Origin of the sequence: Haloferax volcanii DS2 (assembly GCF_000025685.1) — an archaeon.
In the GTDB taxonomy this organism is placed as follows: Archaea; Halobacteriota; Halobacteria; order Halobacteriales; family Haloferacaceae; genus Haloferax; species Haloferax volcanii.
On the sequence record NC_013966.1, the window covers coordinates 85033 to 109775 of the forward strand.

The window sequence follows — 24743 nt, forward strand, 5'->3', positions numbered from 1 at the left end:
ATTGGCGAGCCCATGATAAACAACTGTGATATTACCGCATAAATAAGTTATGTATATCAACCAATATTTCCAGTCACAAGTCGGGCAGTTCGGGCGAGTCGCTCCCTTCGACGGGGGCCGGTGAGAGGGAGAAAGGCTGTGGTTGGTGGACGGCTAGTGAGGCGAATCAATGACTGGGAACACGATACCGTCGGAGAGTTGCGAACCTACGGAGCCGATTCGTCGCTTGAACAAGACTGCTATTGAAATAGGTTATAATTATTTTCTCAGGTAGTTTTATACCCGATGATGAACTCTGACGAGTTATGCTCGGTAGCCAAGCATGGGAGAGCGAAGACCACGTATCCGACGCATCGGTGAGAGCCGAGGAAAAGTCGATTTCCGATGTAGACTTCGGTCGAAACGGATGGAGACCGATAGTTCGGTTCATCGTCGCGTTTCTGACTGGGGGATTCGTCTTCCTGTTTCCCATACAGTGGAACGGTCAGACGACGATTCCACTCGACGTCATCTTGACGCTCATCCAGAACGCATCGATAGCCGCCGTCGAACTGTTCGCACTCGGCATCATCATCGTGGGGGGTGTGTTGACGACTGTCGCCAACGTTCACTATCGTGGCACGCCGACGTTTAGCCAACAAACGGTCGATCGACTCGAGTTGGAGTACTGGCGTACAGCGTCGGTGTTCGTTCTGTTCAGACTCGCGGCGGTCTTCTTCGCGTTCGCGATTCTGTTCGACATCGGGCCGGCGTGGATGCTTGCGGACCCCATTGTCAACATCGCCTGGGGCGCACTCGTCATCACGGTCGCGCTCGTAATACCGATCGGTGCCGTCTTCGTCAATCTACTCGCGGAACTCGGAGGACTCCAGTTCATTGGTACGTTGGCACAACCGGTAATGCGGCCAGCATTCAAACTCCCAGGGCAGTCAGCACTCGATAGCGCAGCATCGTGGCTCGGATCGTTCAGTATTGGCTACTACCTCACTCGGAACGTGTTCGACCGGGGCGGATACAACAAGCGTGAGGTGTTCGTCATCTGTACCTGCTTTGCAACGGCGAACTTAGGGACCGTCGGTGCGGTTGCGGCCATTCTCGGCCTGCTTCACATTTTCCCGGTCATCGTGCTTCTCTACACCATCGCGACCCTCGCCGTCGCGGCCATCCTCGTCCGGATTCCACCTCTCTCGATGGTGCCGAATGAGTACATTGCAGAGCCCGACCCAGAGCCTCGGTTTACTGGAACTGTTGGTGAGTATCTACGGTTCGCGTTCAACGAGGGCGTCTCGACGGCGGCGAACGGTGACTCGATACCCCGCGCGTCGTTTACTGGCTTCATCGATGGTCTGAAGCTTGCCGGTACGGTCGTCGGTTCCGTGTTGACGATGTCGATGGTTGTTCTCCTGCTTGAGGCGTACACGCCGGCGTTCGAATACATTGCCGAACCGTTCGTTCCGCTGCTGTCTCTGTTTGGGATTCCGGATCCGAAACTGGCCACTATCGGTATCATCCTGGGCGGAGCGGAGTTCTTCATCGGCAGCACGTTCGTCGTCCAGGCGGACTTAGTCACGCAGGTGTTCGTCTTGATCGTCACGAGTGCGCAGGCCATCTTCTTTTCTGCACCGGCACCGATGATGGTCGATATGTTCGACGACGTGCCGATGCGGTTCCGCGACCTCTTTCTCCTCTTGGTCATGCGTACCGTGCTCCTCATTCCGATTGCCGCGGCACTGACGCATGCGGCGGACACGCTTGGCCTGATATAGCCCCGGCCGGCGCTTGATAGTTGGCGCGTTCGAATCGCGGTGAAAAATCGTACTGAGGTTTCTCCCGTTTCAATCGGTCGTTTCGATTAGGACCGGTCGCTCTGACTTCAGGAGAACCTCCTGAGACACGCTCCCGAAGAGTGCTTTCCCCGCGGGTGACCGCTTCCGACCGGCGAGACTGATGATGTCGGCGTCGATACGCTCTGACATCTCGAGGATGCTTTGAACCGCATCCCCGCTCAACTGTTCGACTTTGACCGCAAACCCTGCCGCTTCGAGGTCACCGAGGGCCGCCTTGACCGACTTAAGATTCTTCGCGTCGGCTCTGTCGTCGTCCGTACGGAAGACATGCAACACGGAGATGTGAGTGTCTTCCTTCTGTAGCGGGAGACTGGTTATGGTTTTGGCTTGCTTTTTGGCTCGTTCAACATCCGTGTCGACTGCAAGTAGAATCGTTGTCATGGTTTCGCTGTCGGGTGGTTCGAGCAATTGGCTCGCAATCGCCTTACGCCACTCGCACGACTGTACGAATGACAGCTTGTAACATAGTTCTTTATACCGACTCTCGAAACCCGAGAACGTCTTGAGGCTCACGTCACCCCTGAGGGCGGTGAGTACGCGTATCGGTTTGGCCCGGATTCGTGCTCTCGGATACGCTTCGCTACGTCTCACGACGCTGCGTCTGACGCAAAAAGGAAAGTGGCGCTACGTACTGCGACGTTACTGGCCGCCTTTCTGGACGTTCACGTCGGCGAAAGATAGGTCCCGTTGCGTGACGTCGACGGTCATCGATCCGACGCTCTCGATTTCGGCCTCGACGGTATCGCCGTCGTTGAGTTCGCTCACGCCTTCTGGCGTTCCCGTCGTGACGATGTCGCCGGTTTCGAGCGTCGCACCGATACTCGCGTACTGGACGATGTCCGCACAGGTGTAGACCATATCGCTGGTATTCGCGTCTTGACGTGTCTCCCCGTTGAGGTCGAGCTGCATGTCCAGATTCTGCGGGTCGTCGATTTCGTCCGGGGTGACGACGCTCGGGCCGACGACGGTGAACGTGTCGTAGGACTTCCGGTTCGACCGGTCCTGGTCGCCGCGGACCGAGATGTCGAGTAGGATGGTGTACCCGAAGATATTGTTCCAGGCCTCGTCGGAATCGACGTCCTTGGTGTCTTCGCCCATCACGAACGCGAGTTCGATTTCGTGGTCGACTCGACGGTCGTCGAACGGCAGTTCGATGCCGTGGTCCGGCCCGACGACGCTCGACGGCGCTTTTAGGAAGTACCCCTTGTCCTCGATCGAGAACCACTCGTCTGTGGTGATGTCCTTATCCGCGATGGCTTCCTCGATGTGGTTCTCGTAGTTCAGGGGTGCCGCGATAACCTTACCGGGGCGCTTTACTGGCGACTTGATCTCGACTTCGCTTCTATCGTAGTCCGGTTCAGCATCGACGTATTCGTTGGCATCGTAGTCACCATTGATGTACTCGACGAGTGGGTCAGTGGTACCGAGTCCGAGGCGGTCGGTAAGGTCGACGATGCCGTCGTTAGTCAACAGTCCCAGGTGTTCCTGGTCGAATCTGACGAATCGCATAATACCCTGTTCACCCAGGTTGGTTATAAAACATGCTGTTGGAGAAAATCTGCGAAGAGCAGATCTCGACGAGTCAACGTCGAGTAGCGGGTCTGTATGAAACCCCCACCATATGTGTGTTAGTTGGGGAGACAGTAGTCGAGTAGTTCAACCGGGGTCGGCGGCTCTTCGCGGTCGAGTTCCGTTCCAGACAACGAGCTCTCGGTGGTGACTGCTTCGATACGGTCGTCGCTGAGTTGCGTCCGACAGGATGTTCCAGGGGCCGTGACGGCGGTTGCCTCACTTACCTCGATCTGCTCGAACAAGATCTCGCCGATCGATTTGCTGAGTGAATAATGCTCGGACTCGTAGCCGAAGCTCCCAGCCATACCGCAACAGCCCGAATCCAACGGGTCGACCTCGTAGCCGGCGCGCCGAAGGACACCGACGGCGTGGTGATCTTTCTTCACCGCCTTCTGGTGGCAGTGACCGTGGTAGGCGACCGACTCAGTCGTCGGCTCCCAGTCGACGTTCTCGCCGAGCCGGAAGGAGTCGAGGTATTCGCAAACTCCGTAGGCATTCGCTGCGAGGGATTCGACAGCGGGGCCATCGCATAAGTCGAGCGCGTCAGACTGGAACATCACCGCGTCGGACGGCTCGGCGAGGACGACGTCCCAACCGTCTCTGACGTACGGTGCGAGTTCCGCGACGTTGCTTTCGACTGCGTCGCGCGATTTTTCGACGAACCCCTTCGAGAGCGCCGGTCGACCGCTATCGGTGCGCTCAGCTAACCGAACGTGGACACCGGCGGCCTCAAGGACACGAACCGTCGCTTTTCCGACCTCCGTGTGACTGTAGTTGGTGTAACTGTCCACGAAGAAAACCGCCTTCCGCTCGGCGTTGCTCTCGGCGACGTGCGCACCGCCGCGGCTCTCGAACCAATCACGTACTGTCTCACGTTGGAACTCCGGAAGCGCCTGCTCGCGTGCGATCCCGAGCGTTTTCTCCGCAATCGTTCTCGCCCCCGGGATTGACTGTGCAAGATTCGAAATCGGGGCGAGCGTGCTTCCGAGGGGAGCCAATGCGTCGAAGTTCGCGAAGAGCTTGTCACGGAGGCTCGACCCGTGTTCTTGGTGACGTGCGTGCATGACTTCGGTCTTCAGTTTCGCCATGTCGACTTCGCTCGGACAGTCGCGGGCACACCCCTTACAGCCGATACAGAGGTCAAGCACCTCCTCGGCGAACTCGTCGTCAGTCGGGTCGTCCGGTAGGTCCCCACTCATCGCTTGTCGAAGGAGATTCGCGCGCCCCCGCGTCGTCGTAATCTCTTCACCGGCAGCGCGGTACGTCGGACACATCACGCCCCCGGACGTGTCTTGGCCCCCACGACACCCACCACAGCCGTGGCAAAGTTCTACCATCCCCTGCATGCCGTTTTCGTTCTCCCAGTTGAGCGATGGTTCGAATCCGGTGTCGTAGGAGTACTCGCCGTCGTACCGGAGGTGCTCGGTCATATCGTGGTCGCCACAGACGTTGCCAGGGTTGAGTAACCAGTCGGGGTCGAACGCGGTCTTCAGGTCACGGAAGGCGTCCCAGAGCGCGTCACCGTACAGTTTGCGGTTCCATTGAGTCCGCGCGCGACCGTCGCCGTGTTCGCCGGAGACGCTCCCGCCGAGTTCGACCACGAAGTCGGTCACAGCGTCGGCAATCTCGACCATGTCCCGTCGGTCCGCCGCGGCTTTCGTGTTCACGAGCGGGCGGACGTGCAAGACGCCCGGGCCGGCGTGCGCGTAAAACGCTGCGTCGACGTCGCGGTTCTTGGCTTCGAGCAGTGTTTGGAAGCGTTCAACGAACTCGGGGAGGTGCTCCGGTGGAATCGCACAATCCTCGATGAAACTAATGTGTTTCACATCGGACGTCCGAGAGAGCAGGATGGGGAGACCGGCTTTCCGAAGCTTCCAGAACTGCTCTCTGTCAACCTCGCTGTGCGCTTCCACCCCGGCGAATGAGAACGTCTGTACGGTGTCTGGGTGGTCCTTCGGTGGCTCTACGTCCCCTTCTCCCTCGGAAACGCGGTCAGCGAGGAGCCCCGAAGTCAGCGACCGTCCGTGACCGTCGTCGTCGGCATAAAACTCCACGAGTAGTCCCGCATGTGCGTCGTCCGGGACGAGCGCGGCAATCTCCTCGAAATCGGCGGTATCCCGCGCCAACCCGATAAGGACGTCGTCGATGAGTTCGACGGCCGCGGGGTCGTGTTCGAGGACGTGCTGCACGTCGGTCACGGCGTCGAGCACGCTCTCGTAGAACAGCAGCGAGACCGCCTTCGTCTCGGGGACCGGCTCTAAGGCGACCTTGGCTTCGGTGACGACCGCTAATGTCCCTTCGCTCCCCGCCATGAGCCGCGCGAGGTTGACTGTCCCCGTCTCGGCTTCTTCCACGAGAACGTCGAGGTTGTACCCGGAGACGTTGCGTTTCAACTCGGGGAACCGCGCTCTGACCTCATCGGCTTCGTCGTCGACGATGCGAACGACTTCGGCGTACACGCGTTGGAGAAGCGTGCCGTCGCTGTCGGCGCGCTCTCGGAGTTTATCGAGGTCCGTCTCGCCGAGCGTTGCGACCGTCCCGTCGGCCAAGACAACCTCACACTCCTCGACGTACGCGTCGGTCTTCCCATATTTGAGCGAGTGCGCGCCGGTTGAGTTGTTGCCGATGGCACCGCCGATGACGCTCCTGTCGCCGGCCGCGGGGTCGGGTGCGAACTTCAGTTCGTGTGGGGACAGCGCCTCGTTGAGTTCCGCGAGGACGACGCCGGATTGCACCTGAGCGTACCGTGCATCCGCATCGACCGACACGATGGTGTCCATGTACCGGGTGAAGTCGAGGACGACGGCCTCGTTGACCGCCTGTCCGGCCAGACTCGTTCCAGCACCCCGGGGGAGGACTGGGATTCCCCGTTCGGAGCAGTAAGAGACGACGGCAGCGGTATCCTCGGTCGATGTCGGGAATACGACGCCGATTGGCGTCTCTTCGTACGCACTCGCGTCGGTTGCGTACAACTGCCGCGTGTACGTATCGAACCGAACGTCGCCGTCAACTCGCTCTCGAAGGTCGGAGACGAGCGCCGGCCGCTTGACGTCGTTCGACGTGTGATCGTAGTTCGGTCGTTCGTCGGTGTGATCAGCAGACGTGCTGCGTTGGTCTAGACGGTTACTCATGGCCAATTGATTTGTCGAATATCTCTGAGGAGTCGAACAATTCGCGGCAGTCCTCACATACCATCCGGTCTTGAATGGCGTACTCCCACAGTTTTCCGCCACAGTTCAAGCAGTCAAAGTGCGCTCTGACAAATGGATTTGCCTGTGCGTATGGATTCTCGAACTCCGCCATACACGTTGTCGTGGCGCCGAGTACATAAGCCTACCACCTGCAGTAAAACAACGTATGAAATATCTCTTAGCAGTAACAGCTGTCGTCCGTAGTGCTTGAACGCTCGCCGACAGCCGCGATTACTGTGGTGCCGCCTCGGCGTAGAGGTTGAACGCCTCGAACACGGGACGGTCGGTCATCCCGAGGAGGATGGCCTCACCATCCGGATCATGGTGATGAATCTCGTCCGGTGCGACGACGAACACGTCCCACTGACTCCACTCCAGTGCCTCGTCACCGACATGTGTCGCGCCTTCACCCTCGATGACGAAGTATACCTCAGTCGTGTTGTGGAAGTGTGGGTCAGTCTCCTCTTGAAGCAACTGCGCGCGGAACGACATCGTTGGAAACAGCGGCGGCTTCCCCGACGCTGGGTTGACGTACGAGAGACTGTAGCCGTCGTGCGGGTCTGGGGTATCGTTGTCGGCGCGCTGACGGAGTGCTTCTAGGGTGTCGTCCCACCCGAACCGGTAGGGCGGCGTCGCCTCGCACTTCCCCTCAAATGGACCAGGAATGCCGTCTCGCTTCGTCTCGCCGTAGTCACGGGCACGCCCGTACTGTGACTCCCAGTATCCCGGCGTCTTCGTGACCGGCTGACGGTCCAGTTCGTGATACTCGAAGGTATTTTTCGCGTTGAGCGAATCGAGCACGAGCGGGAGGTCGAGGACGTCGAGCCACGCTGCCGTCTCGTCGCCGTCGTTCACGTGGTCGTGCCACTCCCACTGCGGCGTCGTGATGAGGTCGTTGTCCTTCATCGGGAACTCCTCGCCCGCGACCACCGTCTTCATCTCCTCGTGCCCGTCGATCGTGAACCGAAGCGCGTTCGCCCCGTGTCGGTGCGAAGGCGCGGTTTCGCCCGGTGAGACCGTTTGAATCCCGACGTAGATAGTGTTCGAGATGGCGTTCGCCGTGTTGATTGGAACGGCGACGCGCCGCTGGAACCCCGGTGGGAGGTCGGCAATCGGAACGTCTTCCTCGATAGCGTCAATGGCAGTCTGAATATCCTCCCACTTCCAGATATCTGAGTCGGGGTCGTCTAAGACGTGGCCCATGTCATCTTCGACTTCCCACAGTGGACGTAGGTCGTGTTCTTCGAGGATACCTCGGGTACCGGAACTCAGCTCTAAGAGTTCCTCTGGCTCTTGTTGTGCCATACCGAGTCTTTGGTACAGTTTTGCAATAAGTCTATGGGGGGTTTCTAATCGATAGCCGAATGAGTCAAACGCTGGCTACGGAGCCCCGATAGAATCATTGCCATGGGTCTTGAGATCAGACCTACAATGTCGAGTGACTCACGTTGGCCTACCATTGGCATCCCTAATATCCACCCTACATGGGTTTCACCTCTCTTTGGGATACTTGTGGCTGCAGCTATCTTTCGGTTCGTTCCACTCGCGCGAGATGCGAGTCTCATGCTCGCTATCACAGTGTTTTGCGTCGTGTTGTGGATCAAGTCACCGGTTGAGCCGTGGTTCACAGCACTCCTCGGCATCGGATTAATCGGAGTCGCATTCTCGCCTGGGTTAGCATTGACAGGGTTTCGTTCGCCGGCGACGTGGCTGGTCGCTGTTGGAATTCTCGTCGGAGAAGCTTCCCGTCAGAGTGGTCTGGCAAGGTTAGTAGAGACGCTTGCTCGCACCCGAATGCCGACCGCTGCCTCAACTGATGCCGTCGCTGCGTTTCGATACCTACTCGTCGCCTTCTGCCTCGCTAGTCTCGCGCTGGCCGTCTTGATACCTTCTGCGCTCGTTCGGGTTCTCATTCTTGGGCCGATACTGCTCTCACTCGGCGACCTCTTCACTGAACGGCGAGCGAAAATTGGGCTCTTTCTCGGCCCACTGTTCGCGACGTTTTACGGTTCATCAGGCGTTCTGACTGGGGCTCTCGCGAACATCATCGTAACCGGGCTCGTCGAATCTACCACTGGCCTATCTATCTCATGGACTGAATGGCTACTCTGGGCCGGTCCCGTGATGGGAATCGGTCGCGTTCTGGTGGTAATCACCGTCACCTATCTCCTCTATCACCCGCGCGACAAGGGTTCCCTCGCCGCTCACGAACGAACTGCGAACGTTGGTGTGACATCCCAGCAGTTGAGAATGCTCGCCTTCCTCCTCGTTGGTGTAGCCATCTGGATGACGGACTTCTTACACGGACTCCATCCGTTATTCGGCGCGCTCGTGGTTGCACTCTTGGCGTTCGCTCCAAAGATTGGTGTTGTCGATTCGGACGCCATCTCTGAGGCCGATTTCTCGATCCTGTTCTTTTTCGGCGCGATATTCGCAATCGCCGCGGGTCTCCAGCAGACTGGGTTCACCGATCTGGCTGCCGAAGCGCTCCTCTCACAGTTGCCGAGCGATGCATCGCTCCCTATCGTTCTCGTATTCGTCGTCGTCGTCTCACAACTCCTCGCTCTGGTGATGGAGGGTCTTGCCGTCGCCAGTGTCCTCACACCAATTCTCACTTCATTTTCGAGTAGTATCGGAATCCCGTTGGTTCCAGTGGCGGTGATGGAGGCTGTGGCCCTCAATACCTACTTTTTCCCGTATCAATCGGCAGTTCTCGTGGCGATCCTCGGGATGGGAACTGTAGACAGTGTCGAATTGACCCGCATCTCGAGTGCTATCGCTGCTGTGTCACTGCTATTTCTCGTTCCAGTACAAATCGGGGTGTTCGTGGTTTTCTTCTGACGTGCTCTGGTTCTCTTCGGCGTGAGTGACCGTTTGTACGTGCCCCAAGAATAGGTGTTGTTGATTATTAAAATTCAGAAATACCGAAGCGGATGTAGGCGAAGTGAAGTTCCGCGCACCGTCAGAGTTCACAGTACAGGTCCGACGAAAACGATGGTGATAGTCGATTTGTCCATCGGTTAGAACGCACCGAAGATTGGCTGAACACGCAATATACGTTCCACTCATAGTGACCCGACCTCTCCCCTGTCTACCACTTTCGAATTTATCGAAGCCACTGACTGACATAGCGTGTCGCTGTGTGAGTGAAATGCCTCTCTCCGTCAGATTTGCCCACACGACGGTAACTAATGATAATACGTACTGTTCCATGATTGATCCGGTTATTTCGAATCTACTCAGAACCGGACTCACTTGGTATTCTCCCCTCGAATCTAAGGAACGCAAAGAATGCGATGTCGGGGTTACGAATTACGAGAGAAACGTCTGGATTAGAAGTTCTCGTAGATTATGTCACGCTGTATCTCGCTCACGCCCTCGTAGATGAGCGGCATCCGAACGTCACGATAAACACGTCCGATTCGACTCTCGTCGAAGAGTCCGTGACCCCCGTGTAGTCGGATGGCTGTCTCGGCGCACTCCGCCGCAGTTTCGGTCGCGTGTAGTTTCGCCATCGAAGACCACTTCGCCGCGTCTTCGCCCGATTCCATCCGTTCGACGGTGTGCCAGAGTAACGTTCGAGCACTCTCGAACTTCGTCCGCATCTGGGCGAGGTCGTGTCTGACGGACTGAAAGTCCGAGACGGGCCCGCCGAACTCTTCCCTCTCGTGTACGAACTCCCAAGCCTCTTCGATGGCCGCCGCCGCTAGTCCGATTCCCTGCGCGGCAACGCGTGTTCGGCCGTGGTTGAAGAATTCGGCAACCATCCGGAACCCGTTCCCTCGTTCTCCGACGAGGTTCTCGTGGGGGACCCGACAGTCGGTAAACGTTATGTGTGACTGTTTCGAGGCGTGCATCCCGATTTTCTCTGGGACGTGTTCGGCGTCGTATCCGTCGCTATCAGTCGGGACGATTACCATCGAGTGGTTGTCGTGAGGTTTGTCACTCTCTTCCGTGCGAACGTATACGAGAATCCAATCCGCTTCGACGCCGTTCCCGATCCAGTATTTCTCGCCGTTTAATACCCATTCGTCCCCGTCCCTGACCGCTGTCGTCTCCATCCCCGCCAGATCGCTTCCCGTCTCGGGTTCAGAGATAGCCATCCCGGTGATTGCATCCCCCTCGGCGACCGAACGAAGGTATGTTTCTTTTTGATGAGGCGTCCCGAACTGTTCGAGAATCCCGGTACCGAAGCTCTGACCCATAAGCGCAAGTCCGATTCCCGCATCGGCGCGGAAGAACTCCTCCGCGGCGGCAACGGCCTCGCTTAAGGAACGACCGGCACCCCCATACTCGGTCGAGATTTCCTGTGCGACCAGTTCCTCTTCGCGCGCGGCTTCGACGATATCTATCGGGTACTCCCCCGACTCGAAGTACGCCCCTGCGACCGGTTCAATGTTCTCTCGCGCGAAAGTCCGCGCTCGTCGCTTTACCGTTTTAGCGTTTGCTGGTACCATGGCCTCGTCTAACAGGTCCATATTGGGCTTTCGATTCGATAATATATAACTTTTTACACTATAGAACTTTGTCTTCGCACAGGTAGCACTCGACGGATTCTGTCACGTCCAACATATCCGAACGGTTTTATCACCACACTACGATTAGTCATCTACGATGTCTGGTGACACACCACCGATGAAGTCCGTCTTGCGAGCGTTCGAGGTAATCCGGACGCTCTGGGAAGTTCGGAGCGCGGGGCCGTCCGAGGTGGCGGCCCACCTTGGGCTTTCGAAGAGCACCGCACACGTGTATCTTCGGTCGTTACAGGAGACTGGATACGTCGTCAACGAGGACGGTACGTACCGCCTTAGTTACCAGTTCCTCACGATGGGGTCTCGTCTGAAGTACCGAAGCCGAATCTTTCAGGTCTCGAAAGGGGAGATGCGGTCGCTGGCAGACGCGACTGACGAACTGGTCACTCTGTTCGCCGAGGAGTGCGCTGAGACTGTGTTACTTCACCAAGAGCAGGGAGACCAGGCACTCGAACTGGGTACCTACCCCGGGATGAAACTCCCAATCTACTCGCATGCGGCCGGGAAGGTTTTCCTGGCGTTCCTCAGCGAGTCTCGCACGCGAGAAATCCGTGAAAACCTCTTGCTCGAACAACAAACAGAAGCGACGATTACCGACCCCGTGACGCTGCAGACGGAAGTCGACCGAGTCCGAGAAGATGGGTTCGCCTTTGACTGGGACCAACAGGTTCAGGGGATGGGCGCCATAGCCGTTCCAGTAGTCGTGGCTGATACACTCTGTGCCGTCTTGGCAATCGCCTGCCCGACGGGTCGGCTTCAGGACGAGGCCTACAGAACCGAGTTACTCCAGAAACTGCGAGAGACAGTCGACAGCATCGCAATAAAGTACCAGTACGGAACCTGAATTTGCTCCACTGCGTGTGATATCGCACAATCGCCTCCACGAAGCCGACAGGACGGTGCGTCTGATATATCGAGACGGGGATTCGGAGAGTGAACCCCCGATAACTGGTTCCTTCCCCGGAATCCGAATTTCATGGACTACCGTTCGATAGATACCGCAATTGAGTCGCACCTTCTATTACAGACGTATGCTTGTAATCTATGCGGCTGATGGCCCACGAAACAGGCATACACACGCTCAGATATCGCTGCGTCTAATAATAGTAGACGACATTCGAGAAGCAATAGAGGATTGAACTGAGCAAGCCTCCCAGTCCGAACGCGTGTTCAATGAGCGATGCGGCCGCGCCCTCACCACGGCGTTACGTGGTTCAGCACAAACGTTGGATTAATCAGTATATTTATCACCCCTCAATTCATGGGTGTGAATTGCTATCATACATGTTCAACCAAGACGCTTGGACCAGTGACCACGAGACGTGGGAAGAGCCCGAAGAGGAAAGCAAAGCAATCGGCGACGTACTGCTATCGGAACTCGGAACACTCCCGCTGCTCCGGTTCGTAACGCTGTTCGCGTTCGGGGTCGCGTTCTTCGTGTTTCCCGTACCGCAGGGAAGTACGTTGACGGTTCCGTTCGATATCGTAGTTGGGGGCATTGAGCGACAGTTTGCTGGTGCCGTCTTGTGGCTGTCGTGGCTGATGGTCGTTGTCGCCGCGGTGTTAACTACGCTTGCGGAGTTACACTCCCGTGAGGTCATTCAGGTCGACGACCAGTCCGCTGAACTGCTCCACCTCGATATCTGGACGACGTCAAGTGCGTTCTGGGTACTTCGAATCGCCGGCGCCTTCATGGCGAGCGGGTTTCTCTTCGGAATCGGGCCGGCGTGGTTTCTTGCGCCAGAGATCTCCAACGTCGTCTGGGGAACGCTCGTACTCAGCATCGTCATAATCATCCCGCTTGGCTCTATCTTCGTGAACCTACTCGTCGACTGCGGGGCGCTTGAGTTCGTCGGGACGCTCGCACGACCCGTGATGAAGCCGCTCTTTGGCTTACCCGGACGGGCCGCACTTGACGGTGCGGCCTCGTGGGCGGGGTCGTTCGCAATCGGATTTTACGTCACGCGAAAGCTGTTCGATAGAGGCGGATACAACAAGCGTGAGGTGTTCATCATCTGTTCGTGTTTCGGTACTGGAAGCATTGGCACCATCGGGGTGTTCGCGTCCGCGTTCGAGATGCTGGAGATATTCCCGGTCGTCCTCTTTGCCTACCTCCTTGCAATCGTCGCCGTCGGTGTCATCTCCATTCGACTGCCACCACTTTCACATATTCCGGAGGAGTACGTGGCTGAGCCGACCGTTGAGCCGAACCTTCACGGGTCGCTAGGTGACTTCCTTCGGCTGGCAGTTCGGGAAGCAGTCGCCGAATCCGAGGGGATGTCAACGCCTCGTTCGGCATGGAAGGGGTTTATCGACGGGTTACAGCTCACCGCAACTATCGTCGGAACCGTGGTCTCGGTCGGGACCACCGTGCTTCTCCTCTACCACAACACGTCCGTCTTCCAGACGGTCTCGACGCCGCTGGAACCGGTCATCGTGCTGTTCGGTATCCCGAACGCCGAGACCGTCGCGTCAGCGCTCGTAATTGGGTTCGCAGACATGTACGTCGCCGCGTTGACGGCAGTCACACTCCAACCGGCCGCTCAGTTCTTCGTTCTCCTCGTCGTGAGTGGACAGATTCTCTTCCTCTCCGCGTCCGGACCGATGATGATGGATATGTTTGAGGACGTCCCGGTGCGGTTTCGAGACATCGTCGCAATCTTCTCTGTGCGCACGCTTGTCTTGATTCCCGTGTGTGCGTTTCTTACTCATTCCGTCGCCTTCCTGGGATTACTCTAATTAGTCGGTCATCTCAATAGGTACTTTTTTATTATCCTGCGCTAACTTCCCTAGTGATGTCAACAGTTATCGATACGCACGTGCATCCGGCAAACGAATTGTTCTTCGAACAGGGTGGCGAATCCCTCGAACACGCCTTGGACTACTTCGGCAAGGACCTTTCACCGGAGCCAATCGAGACGACAATCGAAAAGTACCGTGAGTGGGACATCGACAAGGCTGTCCTGTTCGCCCTCGACAGTCGGTCAAACACTGGGACCCCTCCAATCCCGAACGACTGGGTCGCGGACGTACGCGACGAACACGACCTGTTCATGGGGTATGCGAGCGTCGACCCACACATGGGTCGGGCCGCGAGAGAGGAGGCTGTCCGCGCCCTGGAGGATCTCGACCTCGACGGGTTCAAGTTCCAACAGGCGGTCCAGGGGTTCACGCCGAGCGACCGTCGATTCGACGACCTCTGGGACACCCTCGAAGACCTCGGGAAACCGGTCCTGTTTCACGGAGGGCACACGGGAATCGGTGCGGGGAGTCCGGGTGGCGACGGGCTCATGCTCAAACACACTCGTCCGATCCACATTGACGAGGTGGCTGCCCGTCACCCTGACCTGACTATCATCATCGCCCACCCGGCGTGGCCCTTCCACCAAGAACAACTCTCCGTCGTCACGCACAAGAGTAACGTCTACATGGACCTCTCGGGGTGGCTACCGAAGTACATCCCCGACGAGGTCATCCACTACGCCAAGTCCCGAATCTCAGACAAGGTCCTGTTCGGATCCGACTATCCGATGGTGGCACCAGACGATTGGCTCGATGACTTCGAGAATCTCGACTTCGACGAGAAGACGAGAGAGATGATCCTCCACGAGAACGCCGAACGCGTGTTCAACTTGTAAGCAGACCCCGGTAGACAAGACGCTTTCCTCGCCGCGCGCTCGGTGGCTTGCCCCTGCAACGCGCGAGTCCCTGCTGCCGATTACATTCTGCGCAGCCCCGTAGGCTTAGATAGGATGAGTCTGTATTGGGGGTATGGAGTTCGAGGTTCCAGCAGAGCAGCGAGCAGTACTAGAAGAGGTCCGCCAGTTCGGTGAGAACGAAATTCGACCGGTGGCGAGCGAGAACGACAGCGCGGAGCGGTATCCGTACGAGATTATGGAACAGGCCGCCGAACTGGGACTCATCGGTTCTCAGTTCCCAGTAGAGCACGGCGGCGTCGGGTACTCGCTGCTCGAACGGGCGTTTCTGACCGAAGAACTGTTCGCCATCGACCCCGGGACGGCGCTTTGTATCACCTCCGCTGACTTCGGAAGCGAGGCTATCCTCGCGTTCGGGACGGAGGCACAGAAGGAGACGTACCTCCCACCGGTCGCAACGGGTGAGGCGATTATGGGTGCTGCCATCAGCGAACCACAGGCCGGTTCAGACGTGTCGTCTATCGCCACGCAAGCAGAGCGAGACGGCGACAAATGGGTCATCAACGGCAACAAGATGTGGATTACGAATGGGAGTGTAGGCGATTACTTCGTCGTGCTCTGTGAGACGAACCCAGACGCTGAACGCCGACACGGTGGATTTTCGCAGATTATCGTTGAGTCAGACCGCGACGGGTTCGATGCTGAAAAAATAACCGGGAAGATGGGGATGCGGGCCAGCGATACCGCCGAACTCATCCTCAACGACGTTCGTGTGCCCGCCGAGAACCTCGTCGGCGAGGTCGACGGGGGGTTCTACCAGCAGATGCAGTTCTTCGACGAGACGCGGACGATGGTGGCGGCTCAAGCCTTGGGGATCGCGCGTGGTGCCGCCGAACGCGCACTGGAGTACGCCCAGGAGCGCGAACAGTTCGGCCAGACGCTCAGCGGGTTCCAGGCGATTCAGCACAAACTCGCCGAGATGTTTACGAACATCGAGGCTGCCCGACAACTCACGTACAAAGCCACGTGGGGCGTCGAGGAGGGGCATGACGACGACACCTCGCTCTCGTCGATGGCCAAGGAGTTCGCCTCTCGCGTCGCCGTCGACGTGACGAACGAAGCGGTGCAGATTCACGGCGGTTCGGGCTACGTCAACGACTTCGACGTCGAACGATTTTACCGCGACGCGAAGATATCACAGATATACGAGGGAGCGACGGAGATTCAGAAGGGCATCATCGCGCGCGAACTGCTGTCGTAGCGGCAACTCCCACGAGTCGACGTGTCGCCGCTGAGATACGGGAGGACACCGGTTTTCCGTGGTCGAACCCGACCACATCGCGTGAGTTACTTTTAAGTAGCCTGGTAAAAATTCTACTTACGTACAATGGTTAGCTTATCCCAAGTTGATACTGTGACCGTTCTCGGCGCAGGAAGCATGGGCCACGGTATCGCAGAGGTATCTGCTATTGCGGGGTACGATGTCGTTCTCCGCGACATCGAAGACGAGTACGTCCAGAACGGATACGACCAGTTGGAGTGGAGCGTCAAGAAGCTCGCCGAGAAGGGCCAGCTAAGCGACTCTCCCGAGGAGATTCTCGCCCGGGTCGAGACGACGACTGACCTCGAAGCTGCCGTTTCAGGTGCTGATATCGTCATCGAGGCGGCCCCGGAGAACCTCGGCCTGAAGCGGGACATCTTCTCGGAAGTCGAGGCGTTCGCGTCCGACGAGACCATCATCGCCACGAACACGTCGAGTCTTCGAGTCAGCGACATCGCCGCAGAGGTGGCCCTCCCCAGGCGGTGCTGTGGTCTCCACTTCTTCAACCCACCAGTAAAGATGGACCTTGTAGAGGTCGTTTATGGCGAGAAAACTACCGAGGACGTCGCGGAAACGGCCTATGAGTTCGCGGAATCACTCGACAAGACGCCGATCTACGTCCAAAAGGACGTTCCCGAATTCGTGGTGAACAACGTGTTGACGCCGTTCATGGAAGAGGCAGGGTGGATGCTCGACGACGGCACCGCCACCGTGGAGAGCGTCGACGCCACGATGGTGTACGAACGGGGGTATCCAATGGGACCGTGTGAACTCAATGACTTCGGCGGCCTCGACATCCTCGCCCATACTCGCGACCAGTGGGACCGGCCCATTCCCGAGTCCATCAGAGACCGGGTCGAAGCCGACAAACTCGGCCGGAAGACCGGCGCGGGTTTCTACGACTACGATGACGGCCCCGGCGTCGACTACGGTCCCGAAGACCTCGCCGGCGTTGACTCGCTCCGAATCGAGGCACGGATGATAAACGCCGCAGCCAAACTCGTCGGCGACGGTGTCGCCACACCCGAAGATATCGATATCGGGATGCGTCTCGGCGGTGGGTTACCCGAAGGGACCTGCAGAACGGCCGACAAGATCGGGCTAGATGCGGTCCTCGAGAAACTCGAATCGCTCTATTCGGAAACCGGTGCTGACCGCTATGCGCCCGCAGATTACCTTGTGGAACTGGTTGAAGACGGAAATACTGGCGAAGCCGCCGGACAGGGTTTTTATGACTACTCCGGAGACGGCCCGTACTTCTATCTGGACCATGAGATCGATGACCGCGGTGTCCTCTCGGTGACCCTCGACCGACAGGAGCGTCTGAACGCGTTCAACGACGACATGTTCGCCGAAGTCGAACGGTTGATGACAACCGCCGACGTCGACGACGTGCGATGTGTCGTATTCGAGGGTGCCGGCGGCAAAGCCTTCTCCTCCGGTGCCGACGTGACGGCCTTCACCACGACTGACCCCATCTCTATGATGGACATCGACCAGACGATGGTCGCCGTCGCCGAGTTCGAACGACCCACCATCGCAAAGATCGACGGTTACTGCTTCGGTGCCGGTCTCGAACTCTCCCTCGCGTGTGACTTCCGCGTTGCGTCAGATGGCTCGTCGTTCGCGTCACCGGAAATCGACTTAGGCCTCATCCCAGGTGGCGGCGGTACTCAGCGTCTCGTTCGGACAGTCGGAGAACCACTCGCCAAGGAGATGATATTCCGTGGCACTCACCTCAGTGCCTCCGAGGCCGAGACGGCTGACTTACTCAACGAGGCTGTCCCGGAAGATGAACTCGATGACACTATTGAGTCGTACGTCTCCGACTTCGTACGCGGTCCTCCGACCGCTCTCAAAGTCGCCAAGCGTATCATTGATAAGGGACAGGACGTCGACCTGGAATCCGGCCTCTCGCTCGAGAAACAGGGATTCAGCCTCCTGATCACTACCGACGACATGGTGGAGGGCGTCACAGCGTTCCGCGAAGATCGCGAACCAGAGTTCACTGGTGAGTGAAGTGATGACATTGAACAAAGAAATATATTGGAATAGCGTATTAACATAACCAGCCATGATGGATTACGAACTCACACTGACGAAAACGCTCCGTCGGGCGGTGGACCAGTTCGGCGACAAGGAGATTGTCACTAAGCTTGACGATGGGGGGTACCACCGCTACACGTACAGCGATGCGTACGAACGGATTTGCCAGTTGGCGCACGCGCTGGACGACTACGGCCTCGACCACGGCGACCGGGTATCGGTAATGGCTACAAACCACTACCGACACTACGAGTTGTACTACGGTCCCTCCTGTAGTGGTCGGTCCATCCACATGACGAACCATCGGCTTCCGGACGAACACCTCACGACAATTATCGATGAGGCCGAAGACCGCGTACTGTTCTTCGACGAGGCTTTCCTCGACACCGTCGAGCGGATCGCACCGGAACTCGAAACCGTCGAACAGTACGTCGTCCTCGACGAAAGCGTCCCCGAGACAGACCTCGATTCGGTCACCGACTACGAGTCGTTCATCGCAGGATACGAGACGGAGTACGAATGGCCGGACCTCGACGAGGACACCGAGTGTGGTATCTGCTACACGTCGGGGACGACTGGGCTCCCGAAGGGTGCTTCCTACTCCCACCGCGGACTGTTCCTCCTGAGCATGAACTACGGGGCGAAAGACACCTTCGGCATCACCGAGAAAGACGTCATTCTCCCCGTCGTACCGATGTTCCACGTTAACGGCTGGTGTCTACCCTACAGCGGTACGTTCTACGGTTCTTCGTTCGTTCTTCCGGGGAAACACACTGATCTGGAGGCTGTCGAGGCGATGATCCGTGAACAGAACGTAACTGTCGCTGCTGCCGTGCCGACGATCTGGACCGACATGGCGAACTACATCGACGAGCATCCCGAAGCCGACATCAGTACCCTCGATCGGATTCTGACCGGTGGAAGCTCACCGCCGCCAGCCGTCATGCGGCGGTTCTACGAGGAGTTCGACGCACCGATAATCCAGGGCTATGGGATGACGGAAGCGTCGCCACACCTCGTCAATACGCTGCTTACCGAAAAAGTTCGAAACCTCCCCGAGGAAAAGCAGTACGAACTCCAGACCAAGCCGGGGCTCCCCGTTCCGGGCGCGGAGATCCGACTCCGGAACGAGAAGGGCGAACCCGTCGAGCACGACGGCGAATCTAACGGTGAAATCCAGGTCCGGAGTCCGTGGGTCATCGACGAATACTTCGCTCGCCCCGAAGCCACTGCGGAGTCTTTCACCGACGACGGGTGGTTCAAGACCGGCGACATTGGGACCATCGACGAATATGGCTATCTCGACGTGGTAGACCGCGTCGACGACATCATCAAGAGCGGCGGTGAATGGATCTCCTCGGTCGAACTCGAGAACGAAGTCGTAGCCCACGAGAAAGTCGTCGAGGCCGTCGTCATCGGTGTTGAGCACGACCGTTGGCAGGAACGCCCCGTCGTGTACGTCAACACCAACGACGACGTGAGCGAGGGCGAACTCAAGAACCACCTTCTCGACCGCTTCCCGAAGTGGTGGTTGCCTGATGAGTTCATCTTCACCGACGACATCCCCCAGACCAGTACTGGGAAGTACGATAAGAAGATACTCCGCTCGTTGTTCCGCGACCGGTACGGATCGCTACCGCTCGAAAACGAAACAGCGCAGTAATCCGAGTCATCGACCCGGTAGTGCAGACGAGCAGTCACACTTTCGTGCGGTTGTTGCGTTTAGTCTCCATGCAGTCGTTCGAATGCTCGGTCCTCTGCGGAACTCTTTCAGTCGATGATTTATTGTGATGGGTATGGCGGTGGGGGAATACGGTCATCGAACCTGTCGGGAAGGGTCCGACGTGAGTGACACCGAGTCAAACACACCCAGTGGAATCAGTCGTGTCAGTCGGTTTTGGTGTGGCGTCTTTACGAACGTAGATTCTACAGATAATCAAGGCAGAGTGCCTCGTGGTCGTGTCGCGTCGGCGTTCGCGGCGCGCCCACTCGCTTGCGCTCCGTGCGCTCGAACGACCGCCACTCGGGGCCGCGGTTGATGCCGTGGCCGTCGATGATGAGACCACAGGACTCACACCGTCGTTCACCAGCGTCTGTAATGACCTGGCCGCCACACTCCGGACAGGAGGCGTTTCCACAGGATTTCCCGCACGATTCGTCGAACTGTCGCTCGTAGACATCTCGTGTCGCCATCTCGAACACCGCGCGACGCAATTTAGTGCGCCCCGCACCCGTCAGGGGCTGAAAAAACGCCGTTGCCGTCTCAAACAAGCAGGCTTCAGTTGGGGAGTCATTAAATGATTGAACCACAACACCAAACATGCTATAGTATTCGTTAGAAGTAATTACTCACTTTTGGGACCGAAAGCTGGTCAAGAGCGGCGTCTATCGCTGTCGTTAACTCGTCAAGTGAGTCGAAAAACCGGTTGCTCAACGCTGCTTGAAGCTGTCTCCAGCACTCCTCAACCGGGTTTAGTTCCGGCGAGTATGATGGAAGCGTCACGAACGCGAGGTCGTCACGGGCCGCCAGGTCCGTGACGGCCGACGCTTGAAAGTACGGCGCACCATCTAGCACCACGAGCAAGTCATCTTCAAATTCTTTACATAGTGCTAAAATGAAATGTTTCGCGTGTTCAGCGGTGACGTACTCCTCGAATCGTGAAAAGAAGCGATCACCGTCCTCGGTGATCGCGCCCAGCAGACACGTCCAGTCGCGTTGACCAGAGAGTTTGACCGAGGGCCGCGTGCCACGTGGAAACCACGCGGCACGCGGCTCAACTTGCACGGATTTCTTGGTTTGGTCGATACAGACTACGGTGGCGTCCATCTTCCGCCGCTTTTTTTGAGTTCTTCGTAGAACGCTTCTTGCTCGTCTTCGTCGGCTTCGGCGGCTGTACGGCGTGGTTTCTGATATCTCAATCCCGCTTCTTTCAGCAACCGCCGACAACTCGGGATTGAATACTCGACGCCGTATGTTTCCTCGAGAAATTCTTGGGCAAGCGCCGGCGTCCACGCCGGCGCGTCGAGCCCAACTTCTTCAGGAGGTTCGTGGACGGTCTCTTGAAATTCGCTTTGCTGTGTTTCTGAAAGCTTTCGCTTCCTTCCGGTTCGTTTATCGTCAGAAACGGCTTGCTCAAGCGACTCGTCGGTGTCGAGTCGCTTGAGCCAGCTGTAGATCGTCCGGCGTTGAACACCGTACCACTCGGCTAGCTCGGTCTGCGTGACACCGTTCTTGTACGCGATAGCCGCTAAGAGCCGTTGTGTCGGCTTCTTTCCGTCCACGTTGTCGAGAGTGTCTTGTAATTCCTCGACGGAAATCTCGTCGAGATGGTTCACTATCTCTTACAAGAGTCTCTGAGTAAAAAGTTCTAACGATTACTATAGTAGGTGGATTATCGTTGCAGGCTCGACGTGTCACACAAGACGCGCCCTGTTCTGCAACGGGTGCGAAATCGCGTACCAAGCCATCCGCGCCCACCCCTTGATAACTTCCTCGTGGGCCTTGTGCCCACCGAGTTTCGTACACTCGACACTCGAGTTATTGGATATCTGTGAGTCACGGTTTGCGGACTGCGTTAGTAGGAGTTTCTAACCAGGCAAACAGTTAACTGAGACAACAAATGACAGTCTTGTATGAGTAGCTCACCATGGACTGCGAACTTTGCGACTGAAAAAAGCAAATGTGCAGCCGATGTCCAACGCCTCCTCGAGAAGTACCCGCAACCGGTCGTCTACGAAGTCATGAGTGAACTGCTCCGACAAGAGATGCGCGAGCAGTTTGCTGGTGCGTACGCTGCGTCCCAGCAGTCCGACGACTAATGGGTGATTGGTGACGTACGAAACCCCACACGACTACTCAGACAGCTTACGCCGCCCAGCGTCGATACAGTTCCAACAAGGAAGAGCTTCAGAGAGCTGTTCACACTCGCAGGGCAGGTCTGCTGTGTCATCATCCCCGCACGATGTTGACCCACCATCTGCGACGACGCGCATCTTGACGGCGAGTTCGAGTATTCGTGGGCGAATCGCGACCGCAACTCGATGCTTACACGGACCGTTGCCGCTCGCATCAGCGGGACACGAACACGACTCGGGCACGCCGTCCTGAATTCGAACGCGGTACTCGTGCACGTCCGGATCGGTATAGCTCTCGTTGCGTACACGGACATCGCCATCAAGGAGTTCGAACGCGAACGCCTCGTACTGCGCTCGCTTGAGAACACGCGTAGGTGGATCGAACTCTGGTAGTACAGGAATCATGGTAGCCAGCGCGCAATGCGCGCACCCCTTCGGGCGCATAGAAAAACTGCGCCGGACGGCAGATGGGGTTAGACCGCGTCGAGTGTCGACAGAATCTCTTCGGCCGTCCCACTAATCCGACCCAGTCGCTCTTGCAGCACGTCTGTCTCGTCGCCCTGCCACGCCGCGAGATAGAACGCCGACCCACTCGCATCCAAGCCGAGGTATCGACCAACGACGTACGCAACGGCCTCCGCTTCAACCTCGCGTTTCGCCCGCTCGGTCGCGTCAGTAATATCGAAATGCAGAATCGCATGCGCGTACTCGTGGATGATCGTCGATGCGAGGTCTGCGCGATTCGACCGATCCTTCACTTCCACGAGTGGGGTGAGATCCTGGACACTCCGCGACTGGCAGACGCCCTTCGCCTCTCCATGTCGCCACTCATCGGGATCGACAATGCGGATGGTCACACCGAGGTCCGACGCGATGTTAGTGAGATCCTCAACGAGTGTGTCAGACTCACCGGTCGCCGCCGTATCCAACTCTGGAAGTGGTTCGCCCTCGGTCTGCGAAATGTCGAAGACTGGTGCAGGCTTGAAGCCCACGAGGCCCTCCGACCACTCTTCGGGCGGCGTCTCGTCGTACTCACACTCGCTGTTTTCGTGATAGCTCGGTGCGTTCCCACACTCGGGGCATTGGGTCGTGATGATCGGCACCCAAATCCAAATTGCCGACTCGCCTTCCTCGACGTATCGGTCGAACTCTGCTTGCCACGTCCGGTAACCAGCAACCTTCGTCGCCTCAGGACACTGGAGGGTGATGAGGAGTGTGTTGCGGTGAGAGTAGTCGTGGAACTCGCTCTGGACGTCCAACCACGCTTGGAACTGCTCGCTCGCCCGAGCGTCGTCGACGTCGGCAGCGAGGTCTGCAAGCCATTGTTCGATCGTGCGATGCATCTCATCGTGTCGCGTGTCGGTCTCGTCGAACGACACCGACGGAGAACTCGTTGTTGCCATTGGTTTCAGTTCTGATGCGTCCCTCCAGGACGCGCCGCACCCCTCTGGGGCGCACAAAAAACAGCGGGGCGAACTACTGGTCGGTGTCCTCGCACTCGAGACTGTGAAGGTACTGTCGACACTCGCCGAACAGGCCGCTCGCAGTCGCCTCACCGGTCGTGAGGTGTCGAACCCACTCAATCGCCCAGCAGTACGCAGGATTGGACTCACCTGCCCCGTGGATGTACCACCAGCGAGCGGCTTTAAGCACGACGAGCGGATTCGTCGGCGGTTGTTCGCTCAGAAGAGACCACGTAATCGACTCGATTTCATCGGGAATATCGGCTCGGGTGAACTCCGAACGATGCACGAGGTCGAGGTCGACTGGAATCTCGTCGATCGAGACGTCTGACTCTGTTTGTTGGTGACTCATGGAGATCACGTCACACGGACTGTGTCTTCAGCCCGCACCCATCACGGGCGCAAAAAATCTCGATGTCGCGCTAGTCCCGACCGACGCTATGCGAGGTGCGACACCTCCTCGGGTTCGGGTTCGTCAGCGAACTCGTTGCGCTTGACTGGCGTCCAGTCTTCAGTCGTGGTTGGTGCCCACCAATCGACGTGATAGTCACCGGGCGCACCGAGAATCTTAACGCGTGCTTCGTCGTCGGGAAGCGGCCGGCGAAGTTTCTCGTCGACGTGGAGATTCCACGTCGTCGTCGCGTCGAATGTGATGATGACCGCCTCATCGTACCCCCGCGACTCAGGTGACTCACGGCACGTCACGCTGGTATTGCACTCAGTGCAGAACACCCCCTCGAAGGGAATGTGCGTGAACGCTTCCGTGCCACACACCGGACACCACAGAAATTCGAACAGCGCCTCGTCGTGACGGAACACGCGCTCGAGACTCATCGATCATTCACCACCGTTGCAGGTGTCACGAGCGGGTGGTGTGGGAAGTGAGACAACTCGACTGCCAGCGTTGGAATTTGCATCTGTTACTGCGCCTCCGCCCCTTTGGGCGGCGCAAAAACAACACCAAGCGCACCTCCTTCCTACTTGGTCGCTCCGTCTGTATCCACTGCTCACTCCGCGAGAATGTCGTCGTGTGAGGTCGTTCGAACGCGCTCGACAAACGCATGTGCAGCGGCGGCAGTCGAAAACACCGACGCATCATAGCCAACAGAGCCACCGAACACAGTCCACTCGTCGGTCACCACACCACCGGACAGCGGCGTGTACTCGACACGATAGGTGTCAGCCACGTCGTCGATGACGATTCGAACAGCAATACCACGATCAGGAAGTGTCTCTCTCAAGAATACCATTGGCCACAGC

Annotated in this window: 21 protein-coding genes and 1 pseudogene; 9 read left to right on the forward strand and 13 right to left on the reverse strand. The window is 57.8% G+C overall.

Annotated features, from left to right (window positions below):
• Positions 1-305: 305 nt before the first annotated feature.
• A complete protein-coding gene (locus HVO_RS02260) occupies positions 306-1766 on the forward strand; it encodes a YjiH family protein (protein WP_004043355.1) in 1461 nt (486 codons plus the stop codon).
• 69 nt (positions 1767-1835) lie between these two features.
• Here HVO_RS02260 and HVO_RS02265 read toward each other — a convergent pair whose 3' ends face one another.
• The 5 genes from HVO_RS02265 to HVO_RS02285 all read right to left on the reverse strand — a co-directional run bounded on the left by HVO_RS02265 (position 1836) and on the right by HVO_RS02285 (position 7915).
• Entirely contained in the window at positions 1836-2360 is a 525-nt protein-coding gene (locus HVO_RS02265) for a universal stress protein (RefSeq protein WP_004043354.1), read from the reverse strand.
• A gap of 126 nt (positions 2361-2486) precedes the next feature.
• The gene (locus HVO_RS02270) at positions 2487-3356 is read right to left on the reverse strand and encodes a fumarylacetoacetate hydrolase family protein (RefSeq protein WP_004043353.1); all 870 of its coding nucleotides are present in this window, start codon (positions 3354-3356) and stop codon (positions 2487-2489) included.
• 119 nt (positions 3357-3475) lie between these two features.
• Complete coding sequence (locus HVO_RS02275; RefSeq protein ID WP_004043352.1) at positions 3476-6550, reverse strand: FAD-binding and (Fe-S)-binding domain-containing protein; 3075 nt, start codon at positions 6548-6550, stop codon at positions 3476-3478.
• Positions 6543-6722, reverse strand: coding sequence for a hypothetical protein (locus tag HVO_RS02280; RefSeq protein ID WP_013035200.1), 180 nt, complete (start codon positions 6720-6722; stop codon positions 6543-6545). The genes HVO_RS02275 and HVO_RS02280 overlap by 8 nt, the downstream gene beginning before the upstream one ends.
• A 119-nt stretch (positions 6723-6841) precedes the next feature.
• A complete protein-coding gene (locus tag HVO_RS02285) occupies positions 6842-7915 on the reverse strand; it encodes a cupin domain-containing protein (protein ID WP_013035107.1) in 1074 nt (357 codons plus the stop codon).
• Between the two features lie 126 nt (positions 7916-8041).
• Here HVO_RS02285 and HVO_RS02290 point away from each other — a divergent pair, with 126 nt between their 5' ends.
• Positions 8042-9451 carry an SLC13 family permease gene (locus HVO_RS02290; protein ID WP_013035122.1) on the forward strand — a complete coding sequence of 470 codons (1410 nt, stop codon included), beginning with the start codon at positions 8042-8044 and terminating at the stop codon, positions 9449-9451.
• Positions 9452-9942: 491 nt separating this feature from the next.
• Here HVO_RS02290 and HVO_RS02295 read toward each other — a convergent pair whose 3' ends face one another.
• Positions 9943-11088, reverse strand: a complete 1146-nt coding sequence (locus HVO_RS02295; protein ID WP_004043349.1) for an acyl-CoA dehydrogenase family protein — start codon at positions 11086-11088, stop codon at positions 9943-9945.
• Positions 11089-11245: 157 nt separating this feature from the next.
• Here HVO_RS02295 and HVO_RS02300 point away from each other — a divergent pair, with 157 nt between their 5' ends.
• The 6 genes from HVO_RS02300 (at position 11246) to HVO_RS02325 (ending at position 19828) form a co-directional block, all read left to right on the forward strand.
• A complete protein-coding gene (locus HVO_RS02300) occupies positions 11246-11986 on the forward strand; it encodes an IclR family transcriptional regulator (protein WP_004043348.1) in 741 nt (246 codons plus the stop codon).
• Between the two features lie 440 nt (positions 11987-12426).
• Positions 12427-13881, forward strand: a complete 1455-nt coding sequence (locus tag HVO_RS02305) for a YjiH family protein (RefSeq protein WP_004043347.1) — start codon at positions 12427-12429, stop codon at positions 13879-13881.
• Between the two features lie 56 nt (positions 13882-13937).
• Complete coding sequence (locus HVO_RS02310) at positions 13938-14780, forward strand: amidohydrolase family protein (protein WP_013035227.1); 843 nt, start codon at positions 13938-13940, stop codon at positions 14778-14780.
• A 133-nt stretch (positions 14781-14913) separates the two neighbouring features.
• On the forward strand, positions 14914-16059 hold the full coding sequence (locus HVO_RS02315) for an acyl-CoA dehydrogenase family protein (RefSeq protein WP_004043345.1): 1146 nt from the start codon (positions 14914-14916) through the stop codon (positions 16057-16059).
• A gap of 126 nt (positions 16060-16185) precedes the next feature.
• The gene (locus HVO_RS02320; RefSeq protein ID WP_013035133.1) at positions 16186-18138 is read left to right on the forward strand and encodes a 3-hydroxyacyl-CoA dehydrogenase/enoyl-CoA hydratase family protein; all 1953 of its coding nucleotides are present in this window, start codon (positions 16186-16188) and stop codon (positions 18136-18138) included.
• A 58-nt stretch (positions 18139-18196) separates the two neighbouring features.
• Positions 18197-19828 (forward strand): long-chain fatty acid--CoA ligase, encoded by a 1632-nt coding sequence (locus HVO_RS02325; RefSeq protein WP_004043343.1) that lies wholly within the window; start codon positions 18197-18199, stop codon positions 19826-19828.
• Positions 19829-20118: 290 nt separating this feature from the next.
• Here the strand turns inward: HVO_RS02325 and HVO_RS02330 are convergent.
• Together HVO_RS02330 and HVO_RS21505 are read right to left on the reverse strand one after the other, a co-directional pair.
• Positions 20119-20358, reverse strand: a pseudogene (locus HVO_RS02330) (TFIIB-type zinc ribbon-containing protein); the annotation flags it as partial.
• Positions 20359-20500: 142 nt separating this feature from the next.
• Positions 20501-21501 (reverse strand): IS630-like element ISHvo16 family transposase gene (locus HVO_RS21505; RefSeq protein ID WP_144064020.1). Its coding sequence is split into 2 segments (ribosomal slippage): positions 20501-21009 and positions 21009-21501, totalling 1002 coding nucleotides; the frame shifts between segments, so codons are not numbered across the junction.
• Between the two features lie 297 nt (positions 21502-21798).
• Here HVO_RS21505 and HVO_RS02345 point away from each other — a divergent pair.
• Positions 21799-21984 (forward strand): hypothetical protein, encoded by a 186-nt coding sequence (locus HVO_RS02345; RefSeq protein ID WP_013035020.1) that lies wholly within the window; start codon positions 21799-21801, stop codon positions 21982-21984.
• 33 nt (positions 21985-22017) lie between these two features.
• On the opposite strand, the gene HVO_RS19780 is transcribed toward HVO_RS02345, so the two are convergent.
• The 5 genes from HVO_RS19780 to HVO_RS02370 form a co-directional block, all read right to left on the reverse strand.
• Complete coding sequence (locus HVO_RS19780; protein WP_081442875.1) at positions 22018-22425, reverse strand: SWIM zinc finger family protein; 408 nt, start codon at positions 22423-22425, stop codon at positions 22018-22020.
• Between the two features lie 68 nt (positions 22426-22493).
• On the reverse strand, positions 22494-23423 hold the full coding sequence (locus HVO_RS02355; protein WP_004043336.1) for a M78 family metallopeptidase domain-containing protein: 930 nt from the start codon (positions 23421-23423) through the stop codon (positions 22494-22496).
• Positions 23424-23496: 73 nt separating this feature from the next.
• Positions 23497-23835 (reverse strand): hypothetical protein, encoded by a 339-nt coding sequence (locus HVO_RS21190; protein WP_004043335.1) that lies wholly within the window; start codon positions 23833-23835, stop codon positions 23497-23499.
• 86 nt (positions 23836-23921) lie between these two features.
• A complete protein-coding gene (locus HVO_RS02365; protein WP_004043334.1) occupies positions 23922-24317 on the reverse strand; it encodes a DUF7567 family protein in 396 nt (131 codons plus the stop codon).
• A gap of 173 nt (positions 24318-24490) precedes the next feature.
• Positions 24491-24733, reverse strand: a complete 243-nt coding sequence (locus tag HVO_RS02370; RefSeq protein WP_004043333.1) for a hypothetical protein — start codon at positions 24731-24733, stop codon at positions 24491-24493.
• Between the last annotated feature and the right edge of the window lie 10 nt (positions 24734-24743).

Excerpts from the sequence above, each read along its gene's own strand:
- HVO_RS02260 (WP_004043355.1), top strand. The coding sequence starts at position 306 with ATGCTCGGTAGCCAAGCATGGGAGAGCGAAGACCACGTATCCGACGCA.
- HVO_RS02270 (WP_004043353.1), bottom strand. The coding sequence starts at position 3,356 with ATGCGATTCGTCAGATTCGACCAGGAACACCTGGGACTGTTGACTAAC.
- HVO_RS02275 (WP_004043352.1), bottom strand. The coding sequence starts at position 6,550 with ATGAGTAACCGTCTAGACCAACGCAGCACGTCTGCTGATCACACCGAC.
- HVO_RS02280 (WP_013035200.1), bottom strand. The coding sequence starts at position 6,722 with ATGGCGGAGTTCGAGAATCCATACGCACAGGCAAATCCATTTGTCAGA.
- HVO_RS02285 (WP_013035107.1), bottom strand. The coding sequence starts at position 7,915 with ATGGCACAACAAGAGCCAGAGGAACTCTTAGAGCTGAGTTCCGGTACC.
- HVO_RS02290 (WP_013035122.1), top strand. The coding sequence starts at position 8,042 with ATGTCGAGTGACTCACGTTGGCCTACCATTGGCATCCCTAATATCCAC.
- HVO_RS02295 (WP_004043349.1), bottom strand. The coding sequence starts at position 11,088 with ATGGACCTGTTAGACGAGGCCATGGTACCAGCAAACGCTAAAACGGTA.
- HVO_RS02300 (WP_004043348.1), top strand. The coding sequence starts at position 11,246 with ATGAAGTCCGTCTTGCGAGCGTTCGAGGTAATCCGGACGCTCTGGGAA.
- HVO_RS02305 (WP_004043347.1), top strand. The coding sequence starts at position 12,427 with ATGTTCAACCAAGACGCTTGGACCAGTGACCACGAGACGTGGGAAGAG.
- HVO_RS02310 (WP_013035227.1), top strand. The coding sequence starts at position 13,938 with ATGTCAACAGTTATCGATACGCACGTGCATCCGGCAAACGAATTGTTC.
- HVO_RS02315 (WP_004043345.1), top strand. The coding sequence starts at position 14,914 with ATGGAGTTCGAGGTTCCAGCAGAGCAGCGAGCAGTACTAGAAGAGGTC.
- HVO_RS02320 (WP_013035133.1), top strand. The coding sequence starts at position 16,186 with ATGGTTAGCTTATCCCAAGTTGATACTGTGACCGTTCTCGGCGCAGGA.
- HVO_RS02325 (WP_004043343.1), top strand. The coding sequence starts at position 18,197 with ATGGATTACGAACTCACACTGACGAAAACGCTCCGTCGGGCGGTGGAC.
- HVO_RS02345 (WP_013035020.1), top strand. The coding sequence starts at position 21,799 with ATGAGTAGCTCACCATGGACTGCGAACTTTGCGACTGAAAAAAGCAAA.
- HVO_RS19780 (WP_081442875.1), bottom strand. The coding sequence starts at position 22,425 with ATGATTCCTGTACTACCAGAGTTCGATCCACCTACGCGTGTTCTCAAG.
- HVO_RS02355 (WP_004043336.1), bottom strand. The coding sequence starts at position 23,423 with ATGGCAACAACGAGTTCTCCGTCGGTGTCGTTCGACGAGACCGACACG.
- HVO_RS21190 (WP_004043335.1), bottom strand. The coding sequence starts at position 23,835 with ATGAGTCACCAACAAACAGAGTCAGACGTCTCGATCGACGAGATTCCA.
- HVO_RS02365 (WP_004043334.1), bottom strand. The coding sequence starts at position 24,317 with ATGAGTCTCGAGCGCGTGTTCCGTCACGACGAGGCGCTGTTCGAATTT.
- HVO_RS02370 (WP_004043333.1), bottom strand. The coding sequence starts at position 24,733 with ATGGTATTCTTGAGAGAGACACTTCCTGATCGTGGTATTGCTGTTCGA.